General features: G+C 66.8%; 22 protein-coding genes, 1 tRNA gene and 2 pseudogenes. 20 read left to right on the top strand and 5 right to left on the bottom strand.

The genetic code is table 11. From position 1 onward, the window contains the following. Positions 1 to 53: 53 nt before the first annotated feature. Positions 54 to 1298: an MFS transporter gene (locus AB5I40_RS35640; protein ID WP_370934572.1), complete on the bottom strand. Its 1245-nt coding sequence runs from the start codon at positions 1296 to 1298 to the stop codon at positions 54 to 56. 291 nt (positions 1299 to 1589) lie between these two features. Between AB5I40_RS35640 and AB5I40_RS35635 the strand changes: the two genes are divergently transcribed. The 5 genes from AB5I40_RS35635 to AB5I40_RS35615 all read left to right on the top strand — a co-directional run bounded on the left by AB5I40_RS35635 (position 1590) and on the right by AB5I40_RS35615 (position 6895). After that, on the top strand, positions 1590 to 2747 hold the full coding sequence (locus AB5I40_RS35635) for a methyltransferase domain-containing protein (protein ID WP_370934571.1): 1158 nt from the start codon (positions 1590 to 1592) through the stop codon (positions 2745 to 2747). Next, positions 2744 to 3505, top strand: a complete 762-nt coding sequence (locus AB5I40_RS35630; RefSeq protein WP_370934570.1) for an alanyl-tRNA editing protein — start codon at positions 2744 to 2746, stop codon at positions 3503 to 3505. The genes AB5I40_RS35635 and AB5I40_RS35630 overlap by 4 nt, the downstream gene beginning before the upstream one ends. A gap of 192 nt (positions 3506 to 3697) precedes the next feature. Beyond that, entirely contained in the window at positions 3698 to 4822 is a 1125-nt protein-coding gene (locus AB5I40_RS35625) for an acyl-CoA dehydrogenase family protein (protein ID WP_370934569.1), read from the top strand. A 16-nt stretch (positions 4823 to 4838) separates the two neighbouring features. Further along, complete coding sequence (locus AB5I40_RS35620) at positions 4839 to 5690, top strand: phosphate/phosphite/phosphonate ABC transporter substrate-binding protein (RefSeq protein ID WP_370934568.1); 852 nt, start codon at positions 4839 to 4841, stop codon at positions 5688 to 5690. Continuing rightward, the gene (locus AB5I40_RS35615; protein WP_370934567.1) at positions 5687 to 6895 is read left to right on the top strand and encodes a ferritin-like domain-containing protein; all 1209 of its coding nucleotides are present in this window, start codon (positions 5687 to 5689) and stop codon (positions 6893 to 6895) included. Before AB5I40_RS35620 ends, AB5I40_RS35615 begins: the two co-directional genes overlap by 4 nt. A gap of 63 nt (positions 6896 to 6958) precedes the next feature. Here the strand turns inward: AB5I40_RS35615 and AB5I40_RS35610 are convergent, their stop codons facing one another. After that, the gene (locus AB5I40_RS35610; RefSeq protein WP_370934566.1) at positions 6959 to 7618 is read right to left on the bottom strand and encodes an ArsR/SmtB family transcription factor; all 660 of its coding nucleotides are present in this window, start codon (positions 7616 to 7618) and stop codon (positions 6959 to 6961) included. A gap of 245 nt (positions 7619 to 7863) precedes the next feature. On the opposite strand from AB5I40_RS35610, the gene AB5I40_RS35605 reads away from it, so the two are divergent. Both AB5I40_RS35605 and AB5I40_RS35600 read left to right on the top strand, forming a co-directional pair. Continuing rightward, a complete protein-coding gene (locus tag AB5I40_RS35605) occupies positions 7864 to 8298 on the top strand; it encodes a MarR family winged helix-turn-helix transcriptional regulator (protein ID WP_370934565.1) in 435 nt (144 codons plus the stop codon). Next, on the top strand, positions 8295 to 9377 hold the full coding sequence (locus AB5I40_RS35600; RefSeq protein ID WP_370934564.1) for a flavin-containing monooxygenase: 1083 nt from the start codon (positions 8295 to 8297) through the stop codon (positions 9375 to 9377). The genes AB5I40_RS35605 and AB5I40_RS35600 overlap by 4 nt, the downstream gene beginning before the upstream one ends. Before the next feature lie 15 nt (positions 9378 to 9392). Here AB5I40_RS35600 and AB5I40_RS35595 read toward each other — a convergent pair whose 3' ends face one another. Next, positions 9393 to 9659: an ArsR/SmtB family transcription factor gene (locus AB5I40_RS35595; protein WP_370934563.1), complete on the bottom strand. Its 267-nt coding sequence runs from the start codon at positions 9657 to 9659 to the stop codon at positions 9393 to 9395. Positions 9660 to 9668: 9 nt separating this feature from the next. On the opposite strand from AB5I40_RS35595, the pseudogene AB5I40_RS35590 reads away from it, so the two are divergent. The 4 genes and pseudogenes from AB5I40_RS35590 to AB5I40_RS35575 form a co-directional block, all read left to right on the top strand. Then, a pseudogene (locus tag AB5I40_RS35590) lies at positions 9669 to 9812 on the top strand (N-acetyltransferase family protein); the annotation flags it as partial. 471 nt (positions 9813 to 10283) lie between these two features. Beyond that, a pseudogene (locus tag AB5I40_RS35585) lies at positions 10284 to 10568 on the top strand (TIGR02391 family protein); the annotation flags it as partial. Positions 10569 to 10806: 238 nt separating this feature from the next. Then, a tRNA-Ile gene (locus AB5I40_RS35580) sits at positions 10807 to 10880 on the top strand. Positions 10881 to 11027: 147 nt separating this feature from the next. Beyond that, on the top strand, positions 11028 to 11921 hold the full coding sequence (locus AB5I40_RS35575; protein WP_370934562.1) for a 1-aminocyclopropane-1-carboxylate deaminase/D-cysteine desulfhydrase: 894 nt from the start codon (positions 11028 to 11030) through the stop codon (positions 11919 to 11921). Here the strand turns inward: AB5I40_RS35575 and AB5I40_RS35570 are convergent, their stop codons facing one another. After that, on the bottom strand, positions 11922 to 12863 hold the full coding sequence (locus AB5I40_RS35570; protein ID WP_370934561.1) for a helix-turn-helix domain-containing protein: 942 nt from the start codon (positions 12861 to 12863) through the stop codon (positions 11922 to 11924). A 1156-nt stretch (positions 12864 to 14019) separates the two neighbouring features. Here AB5I40_RS35570 and AB5I40_RS35565 point away from each other — a divergent pair. The 4 genes from AB5I40_RS35565 to AB5I40_RS35550 all read left to right on the top strand — a co-directional run bounded on the left by AB5I40_RS35565 (position 14020) and on the right by AB5I40_RS35550 (position 17738). Then, positions 14020 to 14475: a hypothetical protein gene (locus tag AB5I40_RS35565; RefSeq protein ID WP_370934560.1), complete on the top strand. Its 456-nt coding sequence runs from the start codon at positions 14020 to 14022 to the stop codon at positions 14473 to 14475. A gap of 425 nt (positions 14476 to 14900) precedes the next feature. After that, positions 14901 to 15341: an NUDIX domain-containing protein gene (locus AB5I40_RS35560; protein WP_370934559.1), complete on the top strand. Its 441-nt coding sequence runs from the start codon at positions 14901 to 14903 to the stop codon at positions 15339 to 15341. Positions 15342 to 15821: 480 nt separating this feature from the next. After that, entirely contained in the window at positions 15822 to 16781 is a 960-nt protein-coding gene (locus AB5I40_RS35555) for a hypothetical protein (RefSeq protein ID WP_370934558.1), read from the top strand. A 75-nt stretch (positions 16782 to 16856) separates the two neighbouring features. Continuing rightward, entirely contained in the window at positions 16857 to 17738 is an 882-nt protein-coding gene (locus AB5I40_RS35550; RefSeq protein WP_370934557.1) for a helix-turn-helix domain-containing protein, read from the top strand. A 405-nt stretch (positions 17739 to 18143) separates the two neighbouring features. On the opposite strand, the gene AB5I40_RS35545 is transcribed toward AB5I40_RS35550, so the two are convergent. Continuing rightward, positions 18144 to 18248 carry a Chromate resistance protein ChrB gene (locus AB5I40_RS35545; protein ID WP_370940680.1) on the bottom strand — a complete coding sequence of 35 codons (105 nt, stop codon included), beginning with the start codon at positions 18246 to 18248 and terminating at the stop codon, positions 18144 to 18146. A 260-nt stretch (positions 18249 to 18508) separates the two neighbouring features. Here AB5I40_RS35545 and AB5I40_RS35540 point away from each other — a divergent pair, with 260 nt between their 5' ends. The 5 genes from AB5I40_RS35540 to AB5I40_RS35520 all read left to right on the top strand — a co-directional run bounded on the left by AB5I40_RS35540 (position 18509) and on the right by AB5I40_RS35520 (position 23948). Continuing rightward, positions 18509 to 19150 (top strand): DUF4145 domain-containing protein, encoded by a 642-nt coding sequence (locus AB5I40_RS35540; protein WP_370934556.1) that lies wholly within the window; start codon positions 18509 to 18511, stop codon positions 19148 to 19150. A gap of 752 nt (positions 19151 to 19902) precedes the next feature. After that, positions 19903 to 21039 carry a DUF3644 domain-containing protein gene (locus AB5I40_RS35535; protein WP_370934555.1) on the top strand — a complete coding sequence of 379 codons (1137 nt, stop codon included), beginning with the start codon at positions 19903 to 19905 and terminating at the stop codon, positions 21037 to 21039. A 421-nt stretch (positions 21040 to 21460) separates the two neighbouring features. Further along, entirely contained in the window at positions 21461 to 21928 is a 468-nt protein-coding gene (locus tag AB5I40_RS35530) for a hypothetical protein (protein WP_370934554.1), read from the top strand. Beyond that, positions 21928 to 22566 carry a DUF3558 domain-containing protein gene (locus AB5I40_RS35525; RefSeq protein WP_370934553.1) on the top strand — a complete coding sequence of 213 codons (639 nt, stop codon included), beginning with the start codon at positions 21928 to 21930 and terminating at the stop codon, positions 22564 to 22566. Before AB5I40_RS35530 ends, AB5I40_RS35525 begins: the two co-directional genes overlap by 1 nt. Beyond that, entirely contained in the window at positions 22566 to 23948 is a 1383-nt protein-coding gene (locus tag AB5I40_RS35520) for a hypothetical protein (RefSeq protein WP_370934552.1), read from the top strand. The genes AB5I40_RS35525 and AB5I40_RS35520 overlap by 1 nt, the downstream gene beginning before the upstream one ends. The last annotated feature ends 2 nt before the right edge of the window (positions 23949 to 23950 follow it).

Genomic DNA, 23950 nt, shown 5'->3' with positions numbered 1-23950 from the left:
AGATATAGGGAACCTAGCAGGGGTTCCGGCCGAAGGGAAGACGACCGACCGGGTCACGCGCGGGCAGCGGCGCGCCGCGCGGCGAGCAGGTACCAGATTGCGACGAGGGCGACCGGGACGGCGGAGATGCGCGCCAGCCACGGATAGCCCCAGAATTCGACGACGCTGCCGGCGAGCAGCCCGCCGGCCGCCGCGGCCGCCTGCATCAGCAGGTCGGAAAAGCCCTGCGCCCGGGGGCGCAGTTCCTCGTCGACCGAAGCCGTCAGCAGGCTCGAACCCGCGACGAAGCCCGCCGACCAGCCCAGGCCCAGCAGCAGCAGACCGCCCATCACCAGGCCGGTGTCGTGCCCGCTCGTGCTCTGCAGCACCGCAGCGGAGGCGAGCAGGAGAAGCAGTCCGAGGGCGAGCACCCGGCGGCCGCCGACCCGGTCGGACAGCCAGCCGAACACCGGGGCCAGCAGGAACATCCCGGCCAGGTGGACGCTGATCGCGAACCCGACGACGCGCAAAGTGCCGCCGCCGTGGTGCAGGTGCAGTGAAGCCATGTTCATCACCGACACCATGACCGCGTGCACCACGGCGATCGCGACCAGGCTGCGCCGGGCGGCGGGATTGCCCGCCAGCGCGCGAGCGGTCCGCAGGACGCCCTGCCCGCGAGGGTCGTGGGTTTCCCCGCGCAGGGAACGGGCCAGCAGCAGCGGATCGGGCCGCAGCCACACGAACGTCGCGGCTGCGGTCAGCACCAGTCCCGCGCCGATCACCAAGAAGGGACCGGTGAACTGCGGGAGGCCCAGCACTGCCGAGGCCGAATCCGACGGTCCGGCCAGCGACGGGCCCACCACGCCCCCGATCGTGGAGGCCCACACCACGGTGCCGATCGCCCGCCCGCGCCGCTCGGGCTCGACCAGGTCCGTCGCGGCGAACCTCGCCTGCAGCCCGGCCGCCACAGCGGTGCCCGTCAGCAGCGACCCGGCGAACAGGAGCGGATAGCTGGCGACGACCCCGCCGAGCACCACGGCCGCCGCCCCGACGGCGCCGACGAGATACCCGGCGGCCACCCCGAGCCGACGGCCCCGCCGCGCGGTGAACTCGGCGAGCGGGACCGAGGCCAGCATGCCGCCGGCGACGGTGGCCGCCTGGGCGAGCCCGGCCAGTCCGGCCGACCCGGTGATCTGCTGAGCGAGGAGCGCCGCGACCGGCGAGGCCATCGCCATCACCACGGCGAAGACCATCTGGGCGCCGATCAGGACCCGGATGGTCCGGCGCTGCACGGCACGGACATCGACCACTGTGACCACCACGGCTCCTCGAGGTTCGGCGGGTTCCGGCAGGAGCGGAATCCCGCGACGGGTCCCGCACGAGATAAACCATAATTCCATGAATCATGGCAACAGCCTGGTGGACATCACCCTGATCGAGCCCTGGGGCGTCAGGCGCGGGTACGCGCGCTACTGCCGGCAGTCAGCCTTCGACCCGCGCTCCCGGATTCTCTCGCAATATTCCAGACATCTCTGGATTGTTGCGGGATTGTCGGTTTGACTGGGCGGATGGATGATCGACCAGCTGCGGCCGCGGCCCCGGACCGACTCATGCGAGGACCGGTCGACGACCGGCTCGAGGACTATGCGCGGATGCTGCGCCGGGCCGGGGCGATCGGCGACGACGCTGTCGAGCGCGCGTTCGCGACCGTTCCCCGCCACCGCTTCCTGACCCGGTTCCGGCATCAGCGGTGGCACGAGATGCCGTCCGGCGGGCCGGTTCCGGAGGAGATCCTCGACGCGGTCTACGGCGACAACCCCCTGGCGTTCAAAGTCGACGAGGACAGCGGCCAACTGCTCAGCGCGACCACGCGGCCGTCGCTGCTGGCCCGGATCCTCGGCGCGCTCGAGCTGTCGCCGGGGATGCGGGTCCTGGAGATCGGTGCCGGGATCGGGTACAACGCCGCCCTGATCCAGGCCGTTACCGGTGCCGAGGTGGTGTCGCTCGACGTGCAGCCGGACGTGATCGCCGACGCCGAGGAGGCGCTGCGGCGGTGCGGTGTCGACGGTGTCGTAGCGGTGGTGGGCGATGGCTACTGCGGGCATCCCGCGCGCGGGCCTTACGACCGAATTCTCGCCAGCTGCGGCATCCGCGGCGTTCCCCCGGCCTGGGTCGAGCAACTCGCCCGGGGCGGGTTCGTGCTGGCCCCGTTCGCGCACGGCGGCGCCCATCCGCTCGTGCGATTCCGTCTCGAGCGCGGGCGGTTGCGGGCGACGGGTGTAGGGCCGTGGACCGATTTCATGCTCGCGGGCGGGGCGCTGTACCAGCCGTTTCCCGGTGCGCACCCGGCCCGCTTCGCCGCGGGCCCGTTCCCCGAGCCGACCCTGAGCAGGCAGGTCGTGGCGCCGATGACCGGAGAGGACTACTGCGACCTGTGGTTCTTCCTCGCCGCGCGCAGCACCCGGGTGACACAGGCGCATTTCGCCGGGCTTGATCCCGCCGACGGAACGGCTGTGCTCCTGGCCGAGGACGGCGCCGGGGCGGCGGTCGTCCAGCGCGGCGGTGCGGTGCACGCAACCGGCACCGACGCCGCCGCGCTGGACGACGACCTGGCGGATCTGTGCGCCGCCTGGTCTGCCTGCGGCCGTCCCGCCATCGGCGACTGGTCGGCACCGATGACCTGCCGCCCGCTCCTGGACGGTCCGCTGCTGGTGCCGGACGGCTGGTCGGTGCCCGCGTCGCGCGGGGGACGGCGGGCCGCCTCGTGACGACGCTGCTGTACCAGACCGAGCCGTATCTGGCGGAGTTCACCGCTCGCGTGCTGGAGCGCACCGACGGCGGCGTCCGCCTCGACCGCATGGCGTTCTTCCCCGGTGCCGGGGGACAGCCCGCTGACGTCGGCGCGGTGACCGGACAGGCCGGGACCGCCGAGGTGACCGGGTTCCGGCGCGACGACGACGGCATCGCCGTTCTGCTCGACGGTCCGCAGCCCGGCGAGGACGAACAGGTGCGCTGCGTTCTCGACTGGGACCGCCGCTACGCGCTGATGCGCACGCACACGAGCCTGCATCTGCTCGCGGGCGTGGTAGGACGCGACTACGGCGGCGTCATCCTCAGCCGCAGCATGCAGCCGCTGCGCGGACGAGTCGACTTCGAACTGGCCGCCGCCGACTCAGCCTCCGGCGAGTCCTTCGCCGACCGGCTCGAAGAAGCCCTGCGCCGCGAGATCGCCGCGGCCCGGCCGGTGAGCGTTTCCTTTCTGCCGCCGGAGGAATTCCTTAGCCGAACCGACCTGATCCGCACGAAAACCAACCAGGTTCCCGCCGGACTCGACAGAATCCGCGTCGTGGAGATCGCCGGCCTGGACCGGCAGGCCGACGGCGGCACCCACGTCGCCAGCACCCGCGAGGTCGCCGCGCTGCGCGTCACCGCGAACCAGTCCCGCGGCACGGGCAAACGGCGACTGCGCATCGAACTCGACCGGGTCGCGCCTCCCCGGCCTCGCGCCGACGCGCTCGCACGGTGACGCTGCACGCAAAATCGATTACTTACCGTCCAACTGGCCCTGGACAGCCCGGGGCGGAACTCGCTACGGTGACCATTGTCCAAATAACCATGGAGTATTGAAGCGTTGAGGGCTGGGGCGGGTCGGACGCTCTCCGGGGGGCGCCACGCGGCAGACCGTTGCGGTCCGAGGGCGTGATGGGGAGGAACCCTGATGTCTTTTGACCATGCGACCGCTGTTGCCTCCGTGGTCGAGCAAACCGTTGCCCCGCAAGCGGATCGGGTCGACCGGTCCGGCGAATTCCCCCGCGACGGCGTGAACGCTCTGGGGAAGGCCGGCCTGCTCGGGCTGATCAGCTCCAGCGAGGTCGGCGGAGCCGGAGGTTCCCTCGCGGACGCCGCGCACGTGATCGAGAAACTGGCGGGGGCGTGCGGGTCGACGGCGATGGTCACGCTGATGCACTACGCCGCCACCGCGCTGATCGAAGCCCACGGCGACCGCGACACTCGCCGGGCGATCGGCGAAGGACGGCACCTGAGCACCCTTGCGTTCTCGGAAACGGGTTCCCGCAGCCATTTCTGGGCCCCGCAAGGATCGGCGACCGCGAACGGCGGCGACCGGGTCGTTCTCGACGCGCAGAAGAGCTGGGTGACCGCGGCCGGGGAGGCGGACAGCTACGTGTGGTCGAGCCGGCCGGTGGCGGCCGAGGGGCCGATGACGCTGTGGCTGGTCTCCAGCGACGCCAAGGGCCTGACGGTGCGGGGGAAGTTCGACGGGCTGGGACTGCGCGGCAACGCCTCCAATCCTGTTGCCGGCCAGGCGGTGGAGGTGCCTTCCTCGGCCATGCTCGGCAGCGACGGCGCGGGCCTGGACCTCGCGCTGCAGTCGGCTCTTCCAAACTTTCTGGTCCTGAACGCGGCCTTCTCCCTGGGGCTGATGCAGGCGCTGATCGCGAAGGCGGCGGCTCACCTGACCGGGACCCGCCTCGCCCATCTCGACCAGACGTTGGCCGAACAACCGCAGCACCGCGAACGGTTCGCGCGGTTGCTGACCCGCACTGACGAGGTCCGCGCTTTCCTGTGCGACACGCTCGCGGCGCTGGTGGAAGGACGCGAGGACGCGACTTTGCGGGTGCTGCAGGTGAAAGCCGTCGCCGCGGAGGCCGCCTCGGAGGTCGCCGACGGGGTGATGCGGCTGTGCGGCGGCTCCGCGTTCCGCAAGGAACTGGGCGTCGAACGGCAGTTCCGCGATTCGCTGGCGGCTCGGGTGATGGCTCCGACCACGGAAGCACTGCGCGATTTCGTCGGCCGGGCCAGCCTCGGCCTGCCGCTGTTCTGACTACGGAGGGGATGTCATGACTTTGTTGATGGGCGCTGTGGCCTACGACCCGAAAGTCGTCACGATCTGGAACGGGTTCCGCTCCTGGCTGCAGAACCGCGGGCTGTCTTTCGACTTCGTGCTCTACTCCCATTACGAACGCCAGGTCGAGGACCTCGCGGCCGGGCGGATCCACGCCGCGTGGAACTCGCCGCTGGCCTGGCTGCGCGCGCAGCGCCTGGCCGGCGCCAACAGCAGGCAGCTCACGCCGCTGGTCATGCGCGACACCGACCGGAACCTGACCTCGGTCATCATCGTCCGCGCCGATTCCCACTACGAGAAGGTCGCCGATCTGGAAGGCGTCACCGTGGGGGTCGGCGCCGTCGACTCGCCGCAGGCCACGCTGATCCCGTGCTCGTTCCTGCGGGAGGCCGGGCTCGTCCCGGGCGAGAACCTCACGGTCCGCCGTTTCGACGTGGGCGTCGGCCTGCACGGCGACCACATCGGCGGCGAACGCGACGCCGCGCGAGCGCTGCTGGCCGGCGAGATCGAAGCGGCCGCGATCATCGACATGAACCACCTGCTTTTCGGCAAGGAAGGCACGCTCCCGCCCGGAAGCACCCGCGTGCTCGCCCAGACTCCCGCCTACGACCACTGCAACCTCAGCGTCGTCGACGACGCGCCGCAAGACGAGGTCCGCAAGCTGGGCCAGCTGCTGCTCTCGATGTCCTACACCGACCCCGAGGTCCGGCCCCTGTTCGACTTGGAGGGCCTCACCGCATGGCACGAAGGCCGCAGCAGCGGGTACGCCATGCTCGACGCCGCCGTGCGCGAACAGGCCTTCTACGACGCCGAGGGCCGGGTCACCGCCCGGGAGTACCGGCCATGACCTTCGCACCGCCCGGCGTGCTCGACCTGGAAAACCTCAGCTTCGAACGAGGCGCCCACCTGCTCGTGCAACAGGCGTTGCGCGGGCTGCGCCCCGGCGACGAACTCGGCGTCACCGGCGGCGACCCCGCGCTGGTCGTGCACCTGGAAACCTGGTGCCGCCAGAACGGGCACGGCGTCCGCCCGGCCCTCGACACCGACTTCGGCGTCCGCGCCTGGGTGGTCCGCGGCCGCGCGGACCTCGACCGGTGGGCCGGCGCCCAGCGGGCCGGCGGGCCGCTTCCCGGCGGGATCGTCAGCGACCCGGCACCGGACTGGGGCCTGGCCGCGCGCGGCGCGCTGATCGAGCAAGGAGGCCCGACGCCGCCGTTCGACATCACCCACCGCGACCTGGTGTGGGCCGAGATCGCGCCCTCGCTCTACGCGCACGCCGCGTCCGCCCAATGGAACCCCGACACCGAAGTGGACTGGAAAGCGGATTTCACGCTGGCGCCCGAGGTGGAACAAGCGGTCGTCCAGGTGATGACCTACCTCATCGAGAACGAGCAGGCCGCGCTGGTCATCCCGGCGCGGCTGCTGGGCCGGATCCACCCACACTTCCGGGAAGTGCTCCAGTTGCTCGCCGTGCAAGCGGCCGACGAAGCCCGCCACATGGAGGTCTTCACCCGCCGCGCGCTCCTGCGCGGAGGCGAGATGGGCACGTCCTCGGCCAGCGGCCGGGAATCGCTGGCCACGCTGCTGACCGAAGCCGAGTTCTCGCTCGCCTCGTTCCTGCTGTCGGTCCTCGGCGAGGGCAGCTTCCTGAACCTGCTGGAGTTCCTGGACAAACACGCCCCGGACCCGGTGACCCGGCAGGTCACCCGCCTCGCCCGCCGCGACGAGGCCCGGCACGTCGCGTTCGGGGTGGCCCACCTGCAACACCAGTCCCAGATCGACCCGGCTCTGCGGGGACGGCTCCGGTCCGCGGTCGAGCGCCGCTACGACGCGCTGGTCGACACCTCCGGACTCAACCAGGACGTCTTCGACTCGCTCGTCATCATGGCGGCCGGACAGTGGACGCCGGAGGCGATCGCCCGCGGCTACGACAAGGTCATGAAGCTCCAGTCCGAAATGGACGACGGTCGGCAGCGGAGACTGGTCCACCTCGGCTTCCCCGCCGACGAAGCCGCGGATCTGTCCTCTTTGCACACCCGCAACTTCATGTGACGCACACCCACAACTTCATGTGACCGAAACCCTGCCCGCGCACCAGGTTCGCCGGCCCGGCGGCTACGCGGCGATCGCCCGCCCTTCCGAACGCCACTCGAGCATCCCGCCCGACATCCGGCGGGCCTGGCGCCCGCGCGCCCGCAACAGCCGCACCGCCTCGTAGGACAGCACGCAGAACTCGCCCCGACAGTAGGCCACAACCTCCTGATCCGCAGGCAGCTCTGAGAGCCGGTCTTCGAGCTCGTCCAGGGGCACCGACACCGCACCGGCGATGTGCCCGGCCTCGAACTCGGTCTCCGGGCGCACGTCCAGCACGAGCGCGTCGCCTGCTTCGATCCGGTCCATCAGCGCGTCGCGGCCGAGTTCCTCGACCTCGTCCTCTCCCAGAAGCTCGTCGGCGGCCTGCCGGGTCTCGGCCAGATGCGCCTTCGCGACTTCGTGCAAGCTCAGGCACAACCGGGCGACCTCGTCCCCGGCGAGCCGGTAGAACACCCGGGTGCCGTCCTTGCGGGTCCGCACCAGCCCGCCCTGCCGCAGCGCCTGCAGATGCGCGGACGCGGTCGTCAGCTTCAGGCCGGTGCGTCGCGCCAGGACCTCCACGCTGCGTTCCCCCTGAGCCAACACGTCCAGCAGCTCCAGCCGCTTCGGGCTGCCGAGCGCCTTGCCGACGCGGGCGAACTGCTCGAACAACACCTCTTGGGGCCCAGGGTTCTCCGACATGGGACACCATCCCGTTCTGCTTCTCCAAAGCTTTCTGGATCTATGCCAATAGTGTCACACTTCCGGCCCACTGGCGCGTCCGCACTCCCGCCGTGACGTCCGCGCATGCGGCCTGTGACCAGCAGAGACAGGCCAGCTGTGACCGCCGCGACAGGTGCCGGGCCCAGCGCCGACGACGGTCGGGCAGCAGATTTACTGAACTCACCTCACTATGTACCCTAGACACTAAAAGGGGGAGGGACGAGGTGACCGGGAGTCCGGAGGAGGCGTTCGACAAGGCTTTCGAGCTGGCCGCTCGGCTGGCCGAGACGATGCAGGGGGTGCTCGCCGAGCGAGGCCTTACCCCCAGCCGCGCGGAGGTGATCTACGTGCTGGCCCGCGACGGTGAGCTGATGCAACGCGCGCTCGCCGACGCGCTGCGATGCACTCCTCGCCACGTCACCAGCCTCGTCGACCAATTGCAGGGCGCTGGTCTGGTGCGGCGACTGCCCCATCCTCACGACCGGCGCGCCGTCGCGGTTTCCTTGACTCCCAAAGGATCCGTCACCGCACAGTGGATCAACGACAGCCGGCGCAGCGGTGCCCGGGCAGTCCTCGGCGACGTGCCGCCCGACGACATGACCGCCTTCGTCCGCGTCGCCGACCTCATCCTGGGCACCGTCGCCCCGTCGGCGACATGACCGGCTACGACGTCGCCATCGTGGGCGGCGGCCAGGCAGGACTGGCTCTCGGACACGAACTCGCCGGCACAGGCCTGGATTTCGTGGCCCTCGACGCGGGCCCGGAGGTCGGCCACGTCTGGCGCGATCGCTGGACGTCCCTGCGCCTGTTCACCCCGGCGCGATACGCCGCTCTGCCTGGCCTCCCGTTCCCCGGCCCGCCGGACGCCTGCCCCGGGAAAGACCAGGTCGCCAACTACCTCGCGACCTACGCCAGCACCTTCGACCTGCCCGTCAAGACGTCGACCGCGGTCACCGCCCTCGAACGACACGACGACGGCTACCGTCTCGCCACGACTCGCGGACCGGTCCGGGCGCGGCAGGTGGTCGTCGCGACCGGGCCGTTCCAGCAACCTGCCGTCCCGGCCCTCTCGGAAACATTCGCATCCGAAATCCTGCAACAACACAGCAGCGCATACCGGGATCCGGACGCGTTCCGCGGCAGCCGGGTCCTGGTGGTGGGCGCGGGCAACTCCGGCGTGCAGATCGCCGCCGAACTCGCCGCCGACCCGGACGTCGTCGCGGTGACGCTCTCGGCCGGAACCCGCAACGTCCATGTCCCGCAACGCATCCTGGGGCGCGACATCTTCTGGTGGCAGACCCGTACCGGGCTGATCACTGCCCCCGCGGCCTCTCGACGAGGTCACTGGATGCGCCGCGGCGAAGGCACAGTGATCGGCCACTCGCCGCGCGCCTTGCGCCGCCTCGGAATCAGCTTCGCGCCCCGGCTCACGAACGCCCTGGACAGCACTGCGGTCTTCGCCGACGAAGCGCGCGCCGACGTCGACGCGGTTGTCTGGGCGACCGGATTCCGCCGGGACCACTCGTGGGTCAACATCCCCGGCGCGCTCGACGGGTCGGTACTCCGCCACCGTGAAGGCATCACGCCGACACCTGGCCTGTACGTCCTCGGGCAGCCCTGGCAACGAACCGCAGGCTCAGCGCTCATCGGCTACGTCGGCCACGACGCCGCCCACCTCGCCCGGCAGATCCTCAGCCACGCGACCGCGACCTCGCGTCCGCGACAACAGAGACTGTGACGACGCGACCGGAGATCAGCAGCGTCCGTCGCCGCCGGAACTCGCGACCGAGGCGATCCGGTCGACGAGCGGGCCACCTGTGTCCAACAGCGCCTGGAGGGTTTCGAGAGGTTCGGGGACGAGGCGGTACCAACTCCAGGTGCCACGCCGTTCGCGGGTAAGCAGCCCGGCGGAAACCAGGACGCGCAGGTGGTGGCTGAGGATCGCTTGGGGCATGGCGAATTCCTCGGCGAGATCGCAGAAGCAGGCTTCGCCCCCGGGCGAGTGCCGGATGATGGCCACGAGCCGGATTCGATCTTCACCGACATCCGCGCTAGCCTCGCCCTGCACGACTCCGCCGGCTACCGCACCATCGGCGTCCGCGAACGCATCGCTCAACGCGACGGCACCTGGCACGACACCGTCTTCCTCGAACGCCGCAGCTCCATCAACTGACTGATTTGTACGGCAGGCCCTTGATCACGGGTTCGTCGCCTTTGGCACGACTTCGTCGCCGGCTCCGATGTCGCCCGAGCCAACTTGTGACCATGAACCCGTAGTCCGATCGTCCAGAGGGGAACTTGAAGCCCGAGCACGCCATTGCTGAACTGGAAGAACTCAAGAGCCAAGCCCAAACCTCACCTCTCCTGCAAGCTTCCACGCCATCCCACCGAGCGTGGAAGGCGAAAGTGGTGGCAGTTCTGGAGAAATCCCTCGGACGCGAATCATCTGTGCTGAAGCAGTTCGTCGCGCTCAGATACTCCGTCGGAGTCTGGACAGGCGCACCTGGCGAAAGGGCCCGCGATGCACAGCACTTCAGCAACCGCGTCGCTGACGCGGTTGCTCATCGACGCGGCGATCTACGAACTCGGCCTCACGACTGGCGTGAAAGCCAGGGAGGGCGGCAGCTAGGGCCCCGGACTCTGGGATCACGTCAAACACTCCGTGGACGAGGAACGCTGGGCGCAGGCGGCCAGCGCGGCAGTCATCTACCTCGAAGACAAAGTCCGCCGTTGGTCCGGAGTGCCAACCGACAAACAAGGGAAGAAGCTTGTCGGTCAAGCACTGTTCGCCACGGCATTTTCCGCCGAAGGTCCGCTCGCGCTGGGCGGTCAGGCCAACGAAACCGACGGCTGGCGAAGCTTGGCCACAGGCCTGGTCGCTGCGCTCGGCAACGTCGATCGCACAACATTCAAGAGCGACCGGACGTGAAGCAATACGCACTAGGCGTGCTCAGGCTTGCCAGCCTGTTGCTGACACAGGTTCGTTACCAGCACCCCGCGAGCACGCTCGCGTAGGGCGTCGGCTGCATGGTTCCGCCGACGCTCGGGTGAGGAATCGGGCATGTTCGGAGCGTGTGCGGGCTGGCCAGCCAGTGCGGGTGTCTCCGTGGATCATCGTGCTAACTTGAGCAAACCAAGACGCTGCGCATCAGCAGACGAACTGGTTGGGGCCGGTAGCTCAGTTGGTTAGAGCAGGAGACTCATAATCTCTTGGCCGTCGGTTCGAGTCCGACCCGGCCCACAACATCAACAAAGCCTCCCGCTTCTGGACAAGATCGTCCAGCGCGGTCGAGCCGACGTCAGCTGATGCGGAACGTGGTAGATCCGGCCGATTCCGTAGACGCGGCTTCAGTGTCAGCGACCGCCAATGCTGCGTAAGCTCACGCCCGTGGCAACACATCGCCCCTCCGAGCAGGACGGCATCTCGCTCCGCCTGCCATCGCCGGTTGTCGAGCTGCATGATGACCGTCTCCGCCCGCACGACGTCAGGCTTCTGCTCAAGCGAGACGACTTGATCCATCCCGACGTGCCGGGCAACAAGTGGCGCAAGCTGAAGTTCAATCTGGCTGAGGCGCGCGAACAGGGCTACAGCACTCTGCTCACCTTCGGAGGCGCGTACTCCAACCACTTGCGTGCCACGGCAGCGGCTGGCCGCCATTTCGGCTTCGACACCATCGGAGTGGTTCGAGGCGAGGAACATCTACCGCTGAACGAGTCGCTAGCGTTTGCCGCGGGCATGGGGATGCGACTCACGTACCTGGACCGTACGACGTATCGACGCAAGACCGACGCAGACGTGCTCAGCCGCTTAGCAAATCAGTTTGGCCCGTGCTACGTACTTCCCGAAGGCGGGAGCAATGCCTTAGCTGCGCGTGGATGCGCCGAACTGGTCGACGAGATTACTGAAGATTTCGACACCATCTGCTCGGCATCCGGCACCGGCTGCACCTTGGCGGGTATCGCAGCACGTCTCCGGCAGGGCCAGCGCGCGATCGGGTTCAGTGTGCTGAAGGGCGGCGGCTTCCTCAACGATGAGGTGCGGCGCTTCCAACGCGAGGCGTTTCAAGCCGAGACGCACAACTGGTCGCTCGAAACGGAGTTCCACTTCGGCGGCTACGCCAAGCGAAAGCCCGAACTGGATTCATTCATCTCCGACTTCGAGGATCGCCACGGCGTGGTACTCGATTGGGTGTACGAGGCGAAGATGATGTACGGCATCTTCGCCCGGGTCGCATCCGGGAGCATCGCTCGGGGAAGCACAGTAGTAGCAGTGCTGTGCTAGCTAAGCCTTCTCGTAGTACGCGCGCTGCGCTTGCTTTGAAGTACCCGGCTCGCACCAGGTCAGGTCCCACTCGCCGGAATTGATCTTGAAGTCACGACCGAAGCCAAGCCACCTGCCGGACATGCGGCGACCAGCCGGGTCGATGACCAGCTGGAGGGTCCCGTGGTAAATGGCACCCTGGTAGTAGCCGGTCGGGGACGTTCGCTCGCACCACGTCCCCGTTGCCACAGCTCGGTCCAGCGCCAATTCCAGCCGCAGCCGGGACCCGATTGAGTGTGGCAAGCTCTGTCCGATCAAGCGGCGCTCCTGCTGGCGTAAAACGACATAGTGCTCGCCGGTGAAGCTCTTGCCTCGGCCGGAACTCGGGTAAACGTAGCGGCTGCGCCAAATTCCGGAGAAGTCGCCGCTCTCTGTGCCTGCGCTTGAAGTTGCGGCACCGGCGGGCTCCTCCGTGAGCACGGGGGTCAACGATGCCAGCGACAGCGCAGCGCTGATCTTGAGCAGCAACGACCGACGGCTGACACCGGAACCGCCTGCCTGTGCCCACGTCGTCGCCATCTTGGCCAACTCGTGAACGTCGGTCGCGCCCAATCGCGCAACGATGTCCTGGACGGACGTAGCCGGATTCTCGATCACTGCCAGTTGCTGCCGATCCTGATGGACCGAGTCGGCAGGCCGGTAGTCGGCTACATCAGCAAGAAGATCGGCGACCCTGCACTCGTAAAGTTCCGCCAGCCGACAGAGAACGTCGAGAGGCGGAGCGTGCCCCGTCGGCGCGGGCCACAGCTCCCAGTACGAAAACGCCTTGTCAGTCTTCGGCTCAGCCGGCCAATGCCGGTTCCAACGTTCGGCAGCCTCTCGCTGGCTCCACCCACGGGCCAACCGCAGGGCGGTGCGCATGTTGACGTTGTACCGCTCGGCGAGGACAAACGCGATCTCCACCCATGTCTTAGACTGCGCTCGGAGCTGCGCTGACAATTCGCGTTGCTTGCTTCGCACACTGCGAGTGGTCGAAGGCACGGCGGTCCCCCTTCAGGCGAGTCTGCGCGGACCATACGCCGATCCCAGTATGGAGCAATTTCTCCCCGTTGAACAGTGAGTTCCGGTCCCTCAAGATCATGGTTTCGTTGGGTGGTTTACGGGCTTGAACTGGGGTTTCGTTAGTGGTGGCACAGCGGCGGACCACGAAACCGGCAAGAGGGTCAGGGATCCGTCGCACGGACGCTGGCCAACCCAACGACAGACACAAGTCCGGCCAGGTACCACTAACACCGACGAGCAGGAGGGTGCTTTCCAGTGATAGCCATGTTGCCTACTGCGACGACTCACGTTGATCTCGCGGCCAGTGCTCAGCCCGACGAAGATGGAACGAGTTCAGCACGGCCTGCACTGCGGGGTTCCGCGCCATCATCGACAACCGCACTGGGCGACACATCCGAACTGCCCAGCGGCAAGGCAGGACGCGACGAAACCCAGGACGCCGCACACCTCCTGGCCTAGCAGAGATCCCGCGAGATCAATGCCTGACCGCCTTTTCGAAGGCAGTGCCACCCCGGGACGTCCGGATCGACAGCGCGGGACGTCCCTGGGGATCCCGGCGGCGGGCGAGGTCGAGCACGACGGCGTGCACCGCCACCCCACGTCAGCACGCCCGTGCACCCTCGCCCGTCCGCCGCTCCACAGCCGCGGTGGAGACGGCTGTCCCCCGACCAGTCGCCTCCACCGCGTTCCAACCCGAATGAGAGGTGTCTGGAATGGCAGGACCAGTCCAACGCCTGTGGACCACGCCCTACACGTGCGGACGCGACGGCATCCAGCACGAGGTGACCGACGAGGCCTTCTATCGAACTCGCGAACACGGTATGCCTCTCGTCAGCGTCTGTGGTCGGCAGTTGGAGTGCGCACTCGCCATCTCGGCCCCCGGCGCCAAATGCGCTGAGTGCGCTCGCATCATTCGGCTTTCCCGCCAACGGCAACGTGAGAAGCAGCGGGCGGTTCTTGTGATCATCCAGGGCGGGGAAGCTGGACGGCATCGCCGACCTCGGCCTTTTCGCCGATACCGCATTCATGGACGAAGGCTCCATGCCAGGAGAGCGTCATGACCAACAGAGTGGACATCGAGGCGAAGTTCCTCAAGGCTCTAGGCAAAGAACTCCTTTCAGCGCGCCAAAGTCGGGGATGGACCCGACCCGATCTGGTGCTCGCGATGGGCCTGGGGCAGTCGAACGAGGCTATCGCCTCACACAAGTTCGGAACGCGCGCGATGACTGTCGCCCGGTTCGGGTCGTACTGCACCGCATTGGGACTGCCTCCCGGTCGCCTGATCGATCGGGTCTACAACGGCGTGGTCAACAACGGCTTGGCGGTCTTGGACCTCGCCGAATTGGCCCGGTCCGGGCACTCTCTCGCACAGTGGGCGGCGATTCGGTTGCGGGAGCTTCCACGGAAATCGATGGGCCGGCTGCTAGTTCCCGGGCCTGCGCAGGACAAGCTCGCCGAGTTGTGCGGATGCGACAGAGGTCAGTTGTTCGGCGCGCTGACAGCGGCAGCCTGACATGCGCGGCCTGCCGACGGTATGCCTCACGTTCTTGCCATTTGTTCTTCATGGCTCCGTTGTGGTGCATCAAGTGTTTTTCCGACGAGGACGGTACCCGTCTCGGGAAAGAGAGGAGGCGACAACTGTGCTCGACCAACCTTGTCTCAGGCAGGGCGTTGCACCAGTTCCCGCAGAACACAGAGAGTCTCCGAACAATGGGGCGACCGACCTGGGCCAGCCTTCTGTCACTCGCCGGAGGCCATTGGACGATTGGACTGCAACACAGATCGCGTGGCCGGTTAAAGACCGCGATCTCGCCGCCGCGCACCGCTAGCGAGAGGAAGTTCGCGTGAAGCAGGACTGCGCGGCCGAGGACGTCATGTCCACCGCACGAGCCAGCCAGTCATCTCGGCTGGCTCCCCGCACAGTGATGGGAACCCGCCATGAATAACAATGCCAGCTACCGACCAGGTCCTCGAGTCGCAGCTTACGCTCTCATAGGCCGCGACGAGGAAATCCTGTTCCTGACCGACGAGACCGGCGCGCTTGTCTTGCCGGGCGGCCCAGTTCGCGACGGCGAACCAGTTGAGCGAGCGCTCCATCGCACCCTGCGCGACCAGATCGGCACAACGATCACCGGACTGGACTTTTGCTGCGTGATTGAGCATGAGGTCGTGAGCGGTCAACACGACTACTCGACGGGCCTGGCGTTTCTCTTCGATGCGACTCTCGCCGAAAACGATGACATCACTGGCCACCAGCCCTATGCGCCCCACTGGTGCGGCGAGCCCGAAGCCGCCCTGCTACGGCCGTCTGCGATCGCAGATGTGATCGCAGACGGCCGCTTGTCCGCCGACTTTCCCTGGCGGGCGTGGAAACCATGACCAGCTCAACCGCAGAGCACGCAGCGCCTGACAGCCGAAGCGACCCGCCTGGTACACGCGACCGACTGCCGCGCTTACTGAACCCCTGCCACTGCGGGCGGCAAGACTTGTCCCGGGAGACGAACGCGACAACAGCGCCTGAGCACAGGACGGTGCAACTCGCCTACCTCGAAATCACGCATGCCCGCGGGCCGGAAGAGCAAACGCTGAACAGTCACCGCAAAGAATTCTGCACCATAAATTTCGAAGAAACCGAGCCATCAATCGATTGCGAATGCCGAATCTACCGCCTCTCCGAGTCGACACAGACGACAACATCAGTATGGACGCACACAACCAACACAGCAACCGGATGGAACACGACGGTTCTGACCACCGAAAGGCACAACCTCACAAAATGCAACATAAACACTCGTCGGATTTGACTACGAACGACCGTGCGGCCTCAGATGCAACACTCGTGGGCCACCGGGCCCTGTCGTGATCGGGCAAACCGAGCTTCCAGTTTGGAAGCGACTCTACGACGCTGCCGGATTCGTCTACGAAACGAACGACAACAGTGGGCGCACGTGGCGGATGTGGTTCGCCGACAGTGATCCGCCCGGTGGTCCGCACCCTGGCGGATGGCGGGTGGCCCTGATTTCCTCCCTAGATGAGACCGCCTTCATCCCGCACACCGGCACCACACGAGACTTCGACGTCGCCGCGGACCTGGTCGCCGGAGACGATGCCGCCCACGATCTAGGCGGCAAAGGCCCGCGGCGGCTGGACAGCGAACGCCCTCCGACTGAAGCACGGGTCCAATTGCTGGACGAGTCCATGCCGACGAGCCTGTATCTGCACCTCCCAGGTCGGCTAAACGCGCGCGGCGTTGCAGTGACACTGCGCCTGGACACCGGCGTACTGACAGCGTGCGCCGTAGAGGAAATGCTGCCGGACCGGACTGCTTGGTGGGCAATCCCCTGCGTTGCCACCGCCGCAGCGAACCAGGCTCTGCAGGAAGTCTCCGAACTGGCATTGCCTCTGCTCACCGCCGGCCCGGGCGCCATGCACCAAGTCCGGAGCCCAGCCGAACATGCACATCACCGGATCCGCGAATACCTCGATTCAGCCTTCTCCGAAGAGGACCTAGTACTAGGCAGGTACGCAGGAGAGTGGTTTGAGAAAGATCCGGGGGCCTCCGGGATCACAGCTGAAACGCGCGACGACGAGTTGGCGGCATGGGCGCCCGCGTACGAAAAAGAGGTCGCATCCGGACACGGGCGGCCTTGTTTCCCACAGGGCCTGCAGATCGGGATGTGCCGATATGTCGTGCTCCGTGGTACGCACCTGTGGGCCCGCACGTACCGCGACCTGCTGCGCGAGCAGGCTCACAAACCTTGCAGTTCTCACACCCCGTCGGCACCGAGGATCGCCCGCCGTGCTGACGGTCATCGATGACGAGGCCATGGCGAGAAGAAATTAAGCGTGATACCGCCCAGCAAATACGAGCACACCACAGACCAACCGCGGATCATGATCCTCGGTGCGGCTCTGCACCGCCTGCGCGTCGAGGCCAAATGGGGACTCCGCGAACTGTCCCGCCGGATCGGCACCAATCCCTCGCTGATCTCGAACTGGGAGCGTGGCCAGCGCACCCCGTCATCAGAGGACGCGGCGGGCTATCTAGGCGCGCTCGGAATCGTCGGCGAGGACAAAAAGCGGATCTTGAACCTCGCCCGAAGCCTCACCGCAGGCGTGGTGATCGCAGGGGACCAGCCCGTGCCTCACCATCTCGCCACCCTGCTCGATGTGGAATGGGCGGCCAAATCGGCAACCGTCTGGGAGCCCATGCTTGTTCCTGATCTGCTGCAGTTGCCCGAATATGCCTGCGACGTACTTCGGGCCCTTGGCCGCAGCCCTGACCGCACCACCAAACTGGCCGAGTTGCGCAAGCTCCGAGAAAACATGCTCACCGGACCGAAGGCCAAGCCTGTCACCGCGTACATCGGCGAACTGGTCGTTCACGGCCTCGTCGCGTCGGCCAGGACCACAGCCGCGCAGTTATGGCATCTGGCCAGGCTCAACCAGAAGTGCACCAACGTCACTGTCCGAGTCGTGCCCTCCGGCATCAACCGCCACCCTGCCTTGTCCAGCGGCTGGACTCTTTACGAGCTGTACCGGCCCGTCGTCTGCATCAACCATGTGCTCTCGGGTTCCTTCGTTCACGACCGGTCCGGCTACTACACCCGCGCCATCGCCGAACTCGCCAAAGTCGCTCTCACCGAAGAGGAATCCACGACGAGGCTGATCCACTTCGCGGCCAAGCACGCCGGATCGTTACAACCGGAAGGTCGGAAGACCTCCTCCCTGCCTCCCCGGCAGGAGTTGGGCCGTACAGGCGTCCGCTTGAAGTGACCACTACCCGGCGCGACGCATCTCTTCGACGACGCACTGTCAGTTCGGACCCCGCACGTGATAAACGGAGTCGGTTGTTCGACGTTGCGGCCCTGCATCGACCGCTTTCTCCGTCCAAGGACAGACGCTGGGGCGAATCGGCAGGGGCCGTGAACTTTACGCGGCCCGTGCGCATCGGCCGAGCGAGCGCTGCGGACTACGCGGCCGAGTCCCGTGCCGAACCGCGACTGCTGGAGGTGCTCTGCGGCGTGGTCACCGGATCCGCCGCCCCACCGAAGTTGCCCTTCAGCGACCGTCAGCGTCCTCGGCGTAGACCTTTACCACGTACTCCTCCAGCGACTGTTCGCACTGCTCCAGGACCCGTAGGGTATCCGCGCATCCGCGGTCCGGCGCGCTGAGCATGTCTCACTCGATGGCCTTCGCCAGCCAATTCCGCAGGTTCGTCAGGTCTTCCTCGTTCTCTTCCAGCTCTGCGTAGGCGAGTTGCTCTGCGGGGGTTTCCTTGCGAATTGATAGGAAATTTCTGACTCAATCCCGGCGCGGAATGTATATGGCAAGAACCAGCTCATGAATTCAGCACCAACCTGGCACTCGACAGCTTCGCCACGCGCGATGGCAAAACTCTCGGACCGCTTAACGACACGCGACAGCTCGGACTACCCGGCCGACGACGAACGAGACCCGGCACATGCGGAAGATCCCCCTGCGCGTCCAGGTAATCTCTGCGCATGGCGAGTACAACGTGCGGCTGGTGCGAACGCTGGGCAAACATGAGGTCGAACGACACACCTAGGTTGATCCACGGCGATTGGTTCCAAGCTCCCAGCCTGCTCATGAACTCATATACCTGCGACTACTGCGGCAAGCTGTCGGTCGCATGGATGGAGATAGAGCGCGAACTCGGACCAAAGTTTCCAACCGAAGTAGTCGAAAGAATGAACGGCCTTGACGAGCGTCTCTCGTGGTTGCCACGAGTCGGCGTTGGAAAGACCTACGATGATGTCCCAGACCACATAGCAGGAGCAGCCAGCGAGGCGCAGGAATGCCTCAGCATCAACGCCGGCCGAGCTGCGGTTTCACTGGCACGCGCCGTTGTGGAAGCAACCGCGAAGGCGAAAGGAATAACGTCCGGAAACCTTGTCGCCAAGATCGACAAACTTCATGCGGACGGCCACATCCGCGCACACGTGCGGGAGATCGCCCATGAGATCCGGCATCTGGGGAACGACATGGCGCATGGCGACTTCGTCGACCCGGTCGAGAAGGAAGAAGCAGAGGAGACCCTCGGCTTGATGGACGAGGTTCTCTCCGAGGTGTTCCAATCACCCGCACGGCTCGAGCGCAGGAAAGCCGCCCGGCTTGAGAAGAAGAAAAATTCAAGCCCGAACAGCGCAGATCCGCGACAAGGCTGACCCCTCGAACACCTGCGCAGCTGACTGCATACGTTCTTGCGCTTGCCACATGAGACATGACTGGGTCGCTGTCGCAGCGACTGCACGGAATTGGCCACCAATGAGATTCGGAGCCCCTGGCAACGGCGCCACGGCTTGGCAGCCAGGATCCGGCTCCGGATATGCGATAGCTCGAAGAGCGGGGTCGGCGGCGTCGGTCAGGATCGACAACACCACCCGGCTGCTCGCGAGACCGACGCCGACGACCATCCCGGCCGCCCAGCAGCTCCAGCCAGACGTACCACCCGTATACCCCGAACTCCGGCTGAGGACAAAACCCGCCCGCCACCCGCGGCCCCTTGGATCTTGCAGGGCACTCCACTTGCAGCTCGTTCTTCACGATCTCCTCGTCGAATACCTCAGCGTGTCGCCCCTGAGCCAGCCGCAGCCACGCAGGGACGGAAACTGGACTAGGAACCCTCGTCCACGAGCGCAGTCGCAGAGCCGGAGCGACCAGTTGAGGCAATCACGAACTGGCACGGTGCCGGTTTCTTGACTCGTAAACACGTAACACTGCCCTCGGGAGGTCCGACCTTGTGAACAGGCACAGACGACGCGTCGACACTTCGCTGGATGGGCCCTGACGGGTGACTCCGTCGAGCACCATGAAGCCGCCGGCACGACGGCCGCGCTCACGCGTGTGGCTGCATCTGTACGGCTGACTGACCTTTGCGGGGGTGGAGAGCATGGCACCGCGACCACGATTCATGCACATGGTCGACGCCTCCCGGGACGAAGCCCAGCTGGCTGTGCGCCTGTACAACGACCCAGCGGAGACCCGGTCGTTCGAAGGGTTCGTCGTCCACATGCACCTGGCCTGGCTCTACCTGCTACACGGAGAAATGACCCGAGCTGGCGTCGACTTCCGTTATTGGCGCTCTCAAGGACGGGTCCGGCGCGTCGAGCGAATCGACGGCGAGCCGAAGCGATGGGACCTGGCGACCTGCGTCCGGCACCGATGGCCGGACGAGAAGGACCCGGTCCGCGCCAACCTCGGCTTCTTCATCGGGTTGCGCAACAAGATCGAGCACCGGTACGCCCGCCAGCAAGACGCTCTCACTGCGGCCGTCGGGGGCCAAAGCCAGGCCCTCCTGGTGAACTACGAGGAAGAACTCACCCGCGAGTTCGGCGTCGAGACATCCATGGCCACCCGCTTGCGCTTCCCCATCTTCATCGGGAGCTTCACCGACGAGGGCGAGCGGACGCTCCGACGGCTGCGGTCCCGGCTTCCGGCCGCCCTGCGGACATTCATCGCCGATTACGATGCCGGTCTCGACGAGACGACTGCACACGACCCTAGGTACGACTTCCGATTACGAATCCTTCAAGAACTCGCCCCGAAAGATCCAGATGCCCTCGCAGTGCAGTTCACCCGATACGACGACCTCTCGGAGGAACAACGCGTGGCCGTCGAGTCCATGGGAAAGAAGGGTTACGTCGTCGTCCGGGAGCAAAAGCGTCCCGTCATCGGACATGGACTCTTGAAGCCGACAGACACCGCCCGAGAGGTGCAGGAACAGATTCCTTTCCGCTTCAACACGGCTCTCTTCGCCAAATCCTGGAAAGAGCTGGGAGTGCGGCCCCTGACCGGCGATGTCCATCCGGAGAAGACGGACGAGAGGTACTGCCTGTTCGACGAACGGCATGGAGACTACGGATACACGCGAGCTTACATGGCTAAGCTCGTCCGTGAATGCGCCACCGAAACCGGCTTCCGAGCGCTGCTCGGGACGGCTCCCAAGGACAAAGTCACAGGCGATTGGGTGGGCACACCACCCCTGAGCGCAGCCCCTCCATGGAAACGACCAGTTCCAGTGTCGGAGGAGTTGCTCGAAGACGCGAGCGCCTGAGCTTCACGCTCCGACCTCGTCCAACAGCCAGCGCAGCGCTGAAGTTCGCCAGCCACGCCTGAGGGATGCCAGCTTCGGCGACCGCGGCCCCGCCACCGACTCATGGGATCGCTGCCGGACATTGTCCAAGATGTGGTTGTTCTCCAGTTGATCGAGTCCTGCGGGGCACGTGGGCAGTGCCGAGACGTTCTCCGGAGAACGTGTGGCCGAACGGTTCGACACCGCTACCGCGACTGATGATCACGAATCAGCGCCTCAATCGGCGTGTAGCCAGCGCCGAGTCCTTTGCCACTGCAGAGATCCGCTGGTCAGCGACCAAGTAGGCGGTTTTCACACCTTGGCGTTACTGATCGATTACAGTGACTGTTGGGGAGCTCTCGCGCTGGCTGCCCCACCGTGGTGGTGACTTGTCGCTTGAGGGGTGCGCATCGTGGGTCAACCTGCGTCGAAAGCAGGCAGCTGGCTTGACGGCCTGATGTTCAACATCGGGGACTCGCCGGGTGGCGGAGGCGGGGCTGCTGCGGGCGGTGGTCCGGGTTCGGGCGGGCAGGGTTTCAGCCTCAGCCATGATGAGGCGATGAGCATGCTGAACCTGGCGCGCGGCATCCGCGACGATCTGGCGAAGATGATCCCCAAGGCGGAACGTCTCACGCATCTGAACCCGCCTGCCGAGGACCCTGCCAGCAAGGGCTACAACGCGCTTCTTTCCGGATCAGGCGCGGGTGCCAGCGCGTTCGGCCACGGCTTGGGGCACATTCAGCGTGAACGCGACTACGTCTCGACGCTGATCGAACGGCTGGAGAAGGCCCTGCACATCACCCAGAGCGGCGACGGCGACGCGGCGGGAGCGGTGCAGAACGCCGCGAACTCGGGCGGAGGACTCGCCTGATGGCTTCGCGCACGCTCGTGCAGTCAGCCGGGCTGGTCGTGCTCGCCGCAGTCGCGGCCGGCTGCAGTTCCCCCGGCAATTCCGGTTCCGGCCTCCCGACGTCCGCTGGTGCACCGGCGAGCACGTCCGCGTCGGCCGCGCTGCCGCACAGCGGCGCGCCGAAGGTTGCGAACCCGTTGCCGTCGACGATCCTGGACGGTTCGCCTTGCGACGGCGGTCTCACCGCGGCGCAGTTGAACGAGATCATCGGCCAGGCCCCGCAGGGCTCGCCCGACACCAAGTCCAGCCTGGGCCCGAGCTGCACGTGGATCAACAGCGTCAAGGGTTCCTACGTCGACGTCGCCTACGACACCAAAAGCGACGACGGGCTCAGCTCGTGGTACGCGAACACCAAGCCGAAGTCGGTGGTGTGGAAGGAATCCGAGGTGCTCGGGTTCCCGTCGGTCGCGCACGTGACGCAGAGCAGCGACTCCCCCGACGAGTTCTGCCAGGTCACCATCGGGATCAACGACCAGCGGACCGTGGACGTCTCCATCGGCCTCAGCGCAGCGAAGAAGGGAACCGTCGACCCCTGCTACGTGGCGAACGTCGCCGCCCAGCGGGTGATGACGAATCTGAAGCACAAAGCGGGTTCGTGATGTCGATCTTCGATGTCCTGGGCGACGCGGCGAAAGCCGTCGGGCACGCCGTCGAAGGCGCCGTCGAATGGGTCGGGGACCGGGCCGGCGACGTCGGCGGATGGTTCGGCGACCTGTTCGAGGGCAACCTCGGCGAGCAGGCCGTGCCCCAATCCGAGCTGGTCAAGCAGATCATGGCGAGCAAGGGCGCGCCGGACTGGCACGGCGGCGCCGACCAGGCCGCGGAACTGGCCGAGCAGCACGCGCAGGTCAGCGGCCGCGTGCAGCAGCTGATGTCGGGCATGGAATCGTCCTGGACCGGCGGCGGCGCGGACGCCGCGCAGGCGCGGATCAAGCCGCTGGCCGACGTGTCACAGGCCGCGTCGCAGACCTTCACCGCGAACTCGCAGAACGCCAGCGGCCTGGCGCACGGGTTCGACCAGCTGAAGGCGGCGCTGCGGCCGATGCCCGAGACTCCGCCGCACCGGACGTTCCTGGACGAGGCACAGTTCTGGCGGACCACCGACACCGAAGCGAAAATCAACCAGTACAACGAGATCGCGCAACAGAATCTCGACAAATACAACACGTACGCGGACACCGCGAAGTCCGCGGGCCAAGGCTTGAAGATCGACTACGGGCAGCTGCAGGACTTCGGCGACGGCAACGTCGACATCAGCTCGCAACCCAAGGAGCCGGTGGACCACAGGGCAGGCCCGGACAATCCTCACCCGCGCAGCGGCGGCCACCAGCCGCCCGTGGCAGCGCCTGGCTCCAGCGGGCCGGCGCAGTCGTTCGCGCCCCCTCCTCCGCCGCCAGCTTCGGTGCAGTACCAGCCGCCGGCCAGGGACCCGGCGGGGCTGCCGCGCTACCAGCCCGGAGGCGGACCCGGCGACGGGACGACCACAGCCGGATGGACACCGCCGGCATACGAGCGCCCGAACAGCCCGAGCTGGGCACCTCCCACGCTGCCGAACACCGGCACCGGCGCCAACGGCGGCAACCCGTCGCCGGGGTTCGTCGCGGGCTTCGGACCCACGGGCGGCTTCGGACCCACCGGCGGACTGCCTGGGAGCGGCCCGGGCAATCCCGGCGGAAGCACGGGCGGCCGAGCCGGCGGTTCGGCCGGACCGGGCGCGGGTTCCGGTGCCGGAGAAGAACCGGTGGCCCGCGGAGGCGCGAACTCGGCCGCGGCCCGAGGCGCGGCCGGTGCCAAGGGAACGCCCGGGATGGGCGGCATGGCTGGCGGCGGCAAGGGCGGGAAAGGCGAGGAGGACAAGGAACACCAGCGCAAGTACGGGCTGGACGACGATTCCGCGTTCGACCTCACCGACGACGAGGACGGCCGGCTGCGCGACCCGCGCACCGGCCTGCCGCCGACCCCGCCCACCATCGGAGGCTGACC

The organism is Amycolatopsis sp. cg13, assembly GCF_041346965.1.
Classification (GTDB): domain Bacteria; phylum Actinomycetota; class Actinomycetes; order Mycobacteriales; family Pseudonocardiaceae; genus Amycolatopsis.
The sequence above is the reverse complement of the archived record's forward strand: the minus strand, read 5'-3'. Positions and strand labels throughout refer to the sequence as shown.

Bases quoted from the DNA above. Each gene is read 5' to 3' on its own strand.
- AB5I40_RS35635 (WP_370934571.1), top strand. From the start codon at position 1,590: ATGCGAGGACCGGTCGACGACCGGCTCGAGGACTATGCGCGGATGCTG.
- AB5I40_RS35625 (WP_370934569.1), top strand. From the start codon at position 3,698: ATGTCTTTTGACCATGCGACCGCTGTTGCCTCCGTGGTCGAGCAAACC.
- AB5I40_RS35620 (WP_370934568.1), top strand. From the start codon at position 4,839: ATGACTTTGTTGATGGGCGCTGTGGCCTACGACCCGAAAGTCGTCACG.
- AB5I40_RS35615 (WP_370934567.1), top strand. From the start codon at position 5,687: ATGACCTTCGCACCGCCCGGCGTGCTCGACCTGGAAAACCTCAGCTTC.
- AB5I40_RS35610 (WP_370934566.1), bottom strand. From the start codon at position 7,618: ATGTCGGAGAACCCTGGGCCCCAAGAGGTGTTGTTCGAGCAGTTCGCC.
- AB5I40_RS35600 (WP_370934564.1), top strand. From the start codon at position 8,295: ATGACCGGCTACGACGTCGCCATCGTGGGCGGCGGCCAGGCAGGACTG.
- AB5I40_RS35565 (WP_370934560.1), top strand. From the start codon at position 14,020: ATGACCAACAGAGTGGACATCGAGGCGAAGTTCCTCAAGGCTCTAGGC.
- AB5I40_RS35560 (WP_370934559.1), top strand. From the start codon at position 14,901: ATGAATAACAATGCCAGCTACCGACCAGGTCCTCGAGTCGCAGCTTAC.
- AB5I40_RS35550 (WP_370934557.1), top strand. From the start codon at position 16,857: ATGATCCTCGGTGCGGCTCTGCACCGCCTGCGCGTCGAGGCCAAATGG.
- AB5I40_RS35540 (WP_370934556.1), top strand. From the start codon at position 18,509: ATGAGGTCGAACGACACACCTAGGTTGATCCACGGCGATTGGTTCCAA.
- AB5I40_RS35535 (WP_370934555.1), top strand. From the start codon at position 19,903: ATGGTCGACGCCTCCCGGGACGAAGCCCAGCTGGCTGTGCGCCTGTAC.
- AB5I40_RS35525 (WP_370934553.1), top strand. From the start codon at position 21,928: ATGGCTTCGCGCACGCTCGTGCAGTCAGCCGGGCTGGTCGTGCTCGCC.
- AB5I40_RS35520 (WP_370934552.1), top strand. From the start codon at position 22,566: ATGTCGATCTTCGATGTCCTGGGCGACGCGGCGAAAGCCGTCGGGCAC.